The organism is Phenylobacterium sp. (genome assembly GCF_036402295.1).
Classification (GTDB): Bacteria; Pseudomonadota; Alphaproteobacteria; order Caulobacterales; family Caulobacteraceae; genus Phenylobacterium.
The window spans coordinates 1-6,771 of record NZ_DASWTE010000235.1; the positions used below are offsets into that span (position 1 = coordinate 1).

Genomic DNA, 6,771 nt, shown 5'->3' on the forward strand with positions numbered 1-6,771 from the left:
CATCGTGAAGGTCTGCGAGAACTACCTGCGCAAGGGCGCCAAGGTTTACGTCGAAGGCGCGATCCAGACCCGCAAGTGGCAGGACCAGTCGGGCCAGGAGAAGTTCTCCACTGAGATCGTGCTGCAGAAATTCCGCGGCGAACTCACCATGCTGGATGGCCGCGGCGGCGACGCCGAGCAGGGCGAGGGCGGCTATTCGTCGGGCGCCGGCGGCTTCTCCTCAGGCCCGCGCTCGAGCGGCGGTTCGCGTCCCAGCGAGGATTTCTCCGCCAACTTGGACGACGAAATCCCGTTCTAGGGGAATTCAAGCGCTAGAATTTCGCGTCGAAGGGGAATTTTGTTCTCGCGTACCTCCGCCACTTCGCCGAGGTGGTGAGGGGTCAACGTCCTATCCCGCCGCCACCGCCTCGATCTCGATCAGCCAGTCGGGATCGAAGATGCCGGTGATGATCACGGTGAGCGCCGGCGTGCGGTCGGCCAGGACGGCGTTGCGCACGTCGCGGTTCTCCAGGGCGTGGGCGCGGTCTGCGAGGAACGTGGTCACCTTGACCAGGTTGTCCAGGGTCATGTCCGCGGCCTTGAGCTGCGCCTCGACGTTGGCCCAGGCGAGCTCAGCCTGCGACGTGAAGCCCTTCGGAGTAACGCCTTCACGATCCACGGGAATCTGCCCGCTGACGAACAGCAGCCGCTGCGCGCCCGTCACCTCCACGGCCTGGGCGTAGCCGCCGGCGGCCGCCGGCGCGTCGGGGGAATTGATCGCGCGGGTCCGCATGTTCACAGCCGCGTCCTGAGCGACCACAGTTCCGGGAAGCAGCGGCGTTGCAGGGTGCGCTGCAGGTAGCTTGCGCCCTCGGTGCCGCCAGTGCCGCGCTTGCCGCCGATGATCCGCTCGACGGTTAGCACGTGCTTGTGCCGCCAGGTCAGCAGCGCGTCGTCCAGGTCCACCAGCTTCTCGGCCAGCTGGTAGAGCTCCCAGTAGCTCGGCGTGTCCCGATAGACGGCCAGCCAGGCATCCTCCACCGCGGTCGAGGGCTCGTAGGGCTGCGAGACGTCCCGCTCCAGGATCTCGCGGGGAATCGGCAGGCCGTTATCGGCCATCCGCGCCAGCGCGTCATCGTAGAGGCTGGGCGCCTCGAGCGCCGCCTTCAGTTCGGCCATCGCCTCGCTGCCCTCTTCCTGGAAGGCCAGGAACGAGGCGTCCTTCAGGCCCAGCAGGTACTCCACCGTCCGGAACTGCCACGACTGGAAGCCGGAGCTGGTCCCCAGACCCCCGCGGAAGGTCAGGTAGTCGGCCGGCGTCATGGTCGCCAGCACGTCCCACGACAGCGTCATGATCGTCTGGATGCGCGAGACCCGCGCCAGGGCCTTGTAGGCCGGCTCCACGTCGCCGCCGCGGATCAGCCGCTTGGCCAGCTTCACCTCGTGGATGATCTCCTTGAGCCACAGCTCCTTCGTCTGGTGGATGATGATGAACAGCAGCTCGTCGTGGCGGTCGCTGGTCGGGTGCTGGGCGCTCAGCAGGCGCTCGAGGCCGAGGTAGCCGGCGTAGGTGATGGAGGTGTCGGTCACGAGCGGGAGAGGGAGCGGCTGAGGGCCGCCAAGTCAAGGTATCCCCATCCACGTTCGCCATCTCGCGCGGGATGACGTCGCGACTATCCTAGTTTGCCTCTTCCGGCTTCGGCTCGGGCGGCGGGCAGGTGTCGGCGATGCGCCGCGCCTCGGTGGACGCCTTGCCGGTGATGTCGAGGCCCAGGAACTCGGTGGCGATCTCGGCGGTCAGGTCGAAGCTGGTGGGCGTGTACGAGCCCGCGCCCTGCACAGCCACCTTGTGGCCCTTCTTGCTGACGCACGTGCCCTTCAGCGTGATCTTGCCGCTAGCGAACACCTTGGTTGGATAGGTGCAGGCGTAGTGGCGGTTGGACGGGCCGGAGACGAACTTGTCCACGTCGGCCGGGGTGATGCAGCGCCGCTCGGTCTTGGTCTGCTTGATGGGCGAGAGCAGGCGGTTGGTGGATTCCCAGTAGCCCGGCTGGATAGGCGAGGACACAGCGGCCGTTGCGCCGGCGGCAGAACCAGCGAACGCAAGCGCGAGGATCAGGGCAGGAAGGCGGGTCATCGTCGGGGCGGACTCTTGGTGGCGAATTCCGGCGAGAGGTTGGCGCGGCGCCGATGAACCGCGCCTTAGCGCGAGTCCCGCGGCGCGGGCGTGAGGTCGAGCTTGTCGGCGTTCTCCTGGCGGACGGCCTCGCCCGCCTCGTCGTAGAGGAACGGCAGGAACGCGTAGCGGCGGCCCCGCGTCACCGGCGTCGCCTCGTGCAGCAGGCTGCAGCAGAACACCACGGCCCCGCCGGTCGGCGGCCGGTAGGTGCGCGGCCCGAACTCGGGGAAGCGCAGGTCGCCGCCCTCGAACTCCTCGCTGTTGAGGTTGATCGAGACCGCGAACCGGCGATGCGCAGTGCCCAGCGCCTGGTTGTCGCGGTGCGGGTGGAAGTAGCCCCCTTCGGCGGCGTCGTAGCAGGCCACCAGGTAGCGCTCGAGCCGGGTGGCGTCGAAGTGGAAGGTGCGGCGGATCATCGGCAGCAGGCTGCGCTGCAGCCGGTCCACCAGCTCGGCCCGCAGGCCGGGATCGGCGATGGAGACGTCCCGGCGGCGCTTCATGCCGTCGAAAACGCCCACGGTGCGCCCTTCGATGTCGCGCATCACGCCCGAGAGCTGGCCGCCCTCGGCCTCGTAGTAGGCGATCAGCCGTCGGCAGAGCTCCGGCTCGAAGACGCGGGGCGCGATCAGCACGGGCGCGACCAGCGGCGTTCCCGCGTGATCGCCCGGCGGCGGCAGGCCGGCGACCCTGGCGAACAGCGTCTGCGGCGCCTCGAGCGGCGCGCGGTCCATCACCCGCAGCGTCGGGTCCAGCAGGAACCAGCCCGGCTCGGGCCCGTACTTCGCCCGCACGGCGCCTGCGGGATCCAGGAACCAGCGCAGGCCGGGCGTCTGGTCGGGCGGTGTGTCGTCGAAGTCCGCCCGCGGCGTCACGAAGAACGCGCAGAGGGTCGTGTCATCGAAGTGCGACCGGATCGCCTGATACGCGGCCAGCGCGGCCGCCTCCGCCGCCTCGGGCACGAAGCCCAGCAGGACGTAGCGACCGCCCAGGGTGCTGAAGTGGTACTTCGGGTTCATCCGCGTCGGCGCGGCGAAGTCGGGGGCGAACTCGCCCATCGAAAGCGGCGGCAGGACCCAGCGGCCGGCGACGTGCACGTTCACGCGGACGCTCCCTGCGGCTCGGCCGTGCGGGCCTGGTAGGCGGCCAGCACCTGGGCGGCCGCGTCGTCGTAGAAGAACGGCAGGAAGGCGTAGCGGCGGCCCGCAGTGACCGGCAGCGCCTCGTGCATCATCGTGCAGGAGAACACCACCGCTCCGCCCGGCGGGGCCCGGTAGGCGGCGGGCCCGTACTCGGCGAAACGCAGGTCGCCGCCCGTGAAGTCGTCGTTGAGGTTCAGCGAGCAGGCGAAGCGGCGGTGCGCCGTGGCGTGGGTGGTGTTGTCGCGGTGCGGATGGAACACCGCCTGGTCGTCGGCGTCGTAGCAGCTGACGAGGTAGCGCTCGACCTCGGTCACCCCAAAGTCGAAGGCCAGCTTGATCAGCGGGAACAGCCGCCGCTCCAGCCGCTCGCGGATGGCGGCCTGCAGCTCGGGGTCCTCGACCCGGATGTCGCGGCGGCGCTTGAGCTCGTCCATGACCAGCTCTGTGCGGTCGCCCTTGTCGCGCATGACGCCGGTGAACTCGCCCCCCAGCGCCTGGTGCTGCGCGATCAGCGCCTCGCACAGCTCGGGCTCGAAGATGCGCGGCGCGACCAGCACCGGCGCGTGCAGGGGTGCGCCCGCATGCTCGCCGGGGGCGGGGAGGGCTGCGATCCGCCGGAACATCGCCTCGGCCTCGGCGATCGGCTCGGCCGCCATGACCCTGAGCGTCGGGTCCAGCAGCAGCCAGTGCGGTTCCGGCCCGTAGCGCTCTGTGATGCGGCCGCTGCGGTCGGTCATCCAGCGCACGCCGGGCAGGTCGCGCGCGCCCTGCACGGCGGTCGGGTCGCGCAGGATCACGAAGGCCGAGGCCCGCGCGTCGTCGAACAGCGCCTGGTGCGCCGCCAGCGCCCGCAGCGACCCGGCGCGCGCCTCGGGCTCCTCGGGCAGGAACAGCAGCAGCACATAGCGCCCGGCGGCGGTGTCGAAGACGAACTGCGGATTGGACGGTGTGGCGGCGGTGAACCAGGGCGCCGGCTGGCCGAAAGGCAGGGACATGGCGCGCAAACTAGTCGCTCGCGCGGCCAAGGTCACGACGCCCCGCCTTGCCGCATCTCCCGCGCGTACGTACGCGCACGTACGCGCGCACGCGCAAGGTGGCGTTCGGTTGTTGCAGATGCTAACTGGGAGGCCTACCTGACCAGTCCGATTCTCACGGCGTTTCCCTCCCTTGACCGATCACTCCGACCACACTCCACCCGAACACGGGCACGGGGGTATCGCCCCTATCGCCATCGAGGACGAGCTGCGCCGCAGCTACCTCGACTACGCCATGAGCGTGATCGTCAGCCGCGCGCTGCCGGACGTTCGTGACGGGCTGAAGCCGGTTCACCGGCGGATTCTGTTCTCGATGAGCGAGAACAACCACACCCCCGACCGGTCCTACGTGAAGTCGGCCCGCGTCGTTGGTGACGTGATGGGTAAGTATCACCCGCACGGCGACGTCGCGATCTACGACACCATGGTTCGCCTGGCCCAGCCGTTCTCCATGAGCCTGCTGCTCATCGACGGCCAGGGAAACTTCGGCTCGGTGGACAACGATCCCCCGGCGGCCATGCGCTACACCGAGAGCCGCATGACGCGGGCCGCCATGGCCATCCTTGCGGACCTCGACAAGGACACGGTCGACTTCAAGGACAACTACGACGGCTCCGAGCAGGAGCCCGTGGTCCTGCCGTCGCGCATCCCCAACCTGCTGGTGAACGGCGCCGGCGGCATCGCCGTCGGCATGGCCACCAACATCCCGCCGCACAACCTGGGCGAGGTGGTCGACGCCTGCCTGGCCTATGTCGACAACCCCGAGATCGGGCTGGACGAGCTGCTCGACATCGTGCCGGGGCCAGATTTCCCCACCGGCGGCCAGATCATCGGCCGCACCGGCGCGCGCCAGGCGCTGATGACGGGCCGCGGCTCGGTGATCATGCGCGGGGTGGCCACGGTCGAGGAGCTTCGCAAGGACCGCGAGGCGATCGTCATCCACTCCATCCCCTACCAGTTGAACAAGGCCGCCCTCGTAGAGCGCATCGCCGAGCTGGTGCGCGAGAAGCGCGTCGAGGGTGTCGCCGACCTGCGCGACGAGAGCGACCGGCAGGGCATGCGCATCGTCATCGAGATGAAGCGCGACGCCTCGCCTGACGTGCTCCTGAACCAGCTCTACCGCTTCACGCCGCTGCAGTCCTCGTTCGGGGTCAACATGCTGGCGCTGAACCGTGGCCGGCCCCAGCAGATGGGGCTGAAGGAGATGATCACCGCCTTCGTGGATTTCCGCGAAGAGGTCGTCGTCCGGCGGATCAAGTTCGAGCTCAACAAGGCCCGCGACCGCGGCCACGTCTTGGTGGGCCTGGCCATCGCCGTGGCCAACATCGACGAGTTCATCCACATCATCCGCTCGTCCAAGGACCCCACCGAGGCCCGCGAGCGGCTGGTGGCCAAGTCCTGGCCGACGGGCGACATGATGCCCCTGGTCGAGCTGATCGCCGACCCGCGCACGGTCGTCGAAGCGGACGGCCAGATCCGCCTCACCGACGAGCAGACCCGCGCCATCCTGGCGCTGACCCTGTCGCGCCTGACCGGCCTCGGCCGCGAGGAGATCTTCGGCGAGGCCAGCGAGCTGGCCGGCACGATCCAGGGCCACCTCGACATCCTGTCCTCGCGCGCGAAGGTCATGGCCATCGTCCGCGAGGAGCTGGTGGAGGTGAAGGACTCATTCGCCGTCCCGCGCCGCACCGAGATCGTCGAAGGCGACGCCGACGTCGAGGACGAAGACCTCATCGCCCGCGAGGACATGGTCATCACCGTGACCCACGGCGGCTACGTGAAGCGCACCCCGCTCGCGATCTACCGGACCCAGCACCGGGGCGGGAAGGGCCGCTCGGGCATGGCGACGAAGGAAGAAGACGCCGTCACCCGCGTCTTCTCGGCCAACACCCACACGCCGATGCTGTTCTTCTCGTCGGGCGGCAAGGCGTTCCAGCTCAAGGTCTGGCGCCTGCCGATCGGCACGCCCACCTCGCGCGGCAAGGCCTGGGTCAACCTGCTGCCCATCGAGCCCGGCGAGAGCATCACCTCGATCCTGCCCCTGCCGGAGGATGAGGCCACCTGGGACCAGTTCGACGTGATGTTCGCCACGCGCTCGGGGAACGTCCGCCGCAACAAGCTCAGCGACTTCATCGGCATCAAGCGCAACGGCAAGATCGCCATGAAGCTCGACGAGGGCGACTCGATCATCGGCGTCGGCGTCTGCAACGCCGGCGAAAACGACATCCTGCTGACCACGGCGCTCGGCCGCTGCATCCGTTTCGCCACGGAAGAGGTCCGGGTCTTCGCCGGCCGCGACTCCACCGGCGTGCGCGGCATCCGCCTGGCCGAGGGCGACAGCGTCATCTCCATGGCCATCCTGCGCTCGGTCCCGGCCACGCCCGACGAACGCTCGGCCTATGTGAAGCACGCCAACGCCATGCGCAGAGCCGTGACCGGC

General features: G+C 69.2%; 7 protein-coding genes. 2 read left to right on the forward strand and 5 right to left on the reverse strand.

The window, feature by feature from the left end:
- The coding region (ssb, locus tag VGD44_RS14510) for a single-stranded DNA-binding protein (RefSeq protein ID WP_331088265.1) at positions 1 to 298 on the forward strand (298 nt) is incomplete at its 5' end.
- A gap of 90 nt (positions 299 to 388) precedes the next feature.
- Here the strand turns inward: ssb and VGD44_RS14515 are convergent.
- The 5 genes from VGD44_RS14515 to VGD44_RS14535 form a co-directional block, all read right to left on the reverse strand.
- The gene (locus VGD44_RS14515; protein ID WP_331088278.1) at positions 389 to 772 is read right to left on the reverse strand and encodes a RidA family protein; all 384 of its coding nucleotides are present in this window, start codon (positions 770 to 772) and stop codon (positions 389 to 391) included.
- 2 nt (positions 773 to 774) lie between these two features.
- Positions 775 to 1,569, reverse strand: coding sequence for a tryptophan 2,3-dioxygenase (locus VGD44_RS14520; protein WP_331088267.1), 795 nt, complete (start codon positions 1,567 to 1,569; stop codon positions 775 to 777).
- 88 nt (positions 1,570 to 1,657) lie between these two features.
- Entirely contained in the window at positions 1,658 to 2,116 is a 459-nt protein-coding gene (locus VGD44_RS14525; RefSeq protein WP_331088269.1) for a DUF3617 domain-containing protein, read from the reverse strand.
- A gap of 65 nt (positions 2,117 to 2,181) precedes the next feature.
- A complete protein-coding gene (locus VGD44_RS14530; RefSeq protein WP_331088271.1) occupies positions 2,182 to 3,258 on the reverse strand; it encodes a 2OG-Fe(II) oxygenase in 1,077 nt (358 codons plus the stop codon).
- Positions 3,255 to 4,292 carry a 2OG-Fe(II) oxygenase gene (locus VGD44_RS14535; RefSeq protein ID WP_331088274.1) on the reverse strand — a complete coding sequence of 346 codons (1,038 nt, stop codon included), beginning with the start codon at positions 4,290 to 4,292 and terminating at the stop codon, positions 3,255 to 3,257. The genes VGD44_RS14530 and VGD44_RS14535 overlap by 4 nt, the downstream gene beginning before the upstream one ends.
- A 172-nt stretch (positions 4,293 to 4,464) precedes the next feature.
- Between VGD44_RS14535 and gyrA the strand changes: the two genes are divergently transcribed.
- Positions 4,465 to 6,771 (forward strand): DNA gyrase subunit A (gyrA, locus tag VGD44_RS14540; RefSeq protein ID WP_331088276.1); only part of this gene is annotated, 2,307 nt, incomplete at its 3' end.

Excerpts from the sequence above, each read along its gene's own strand:
- VGD44_RS14525 (WP_331088269.1), bottom strand. The coding sequence starts at position 2,116 with ATGACCCGCCTTCCTGCCCTGATCCTCGCGCTTGCGTTCGCTGGTTCT.
- VGD44_RS14515 (WP_331088278.1), bottom strand. The coding sequence starts at position 772 with ATGCGGACCCGCGCGATCAATTCCCCCGACGCGCCGGCGGCCGCCGGC.
- VGD44_RS14535 (WP_331088274.1), bottom strand. The coding sequence starts at position 4,292 with ATGTCCCTGCCTTTCGGCCAGCCGGCGCCCTGGTTCACCGCCGCCACA.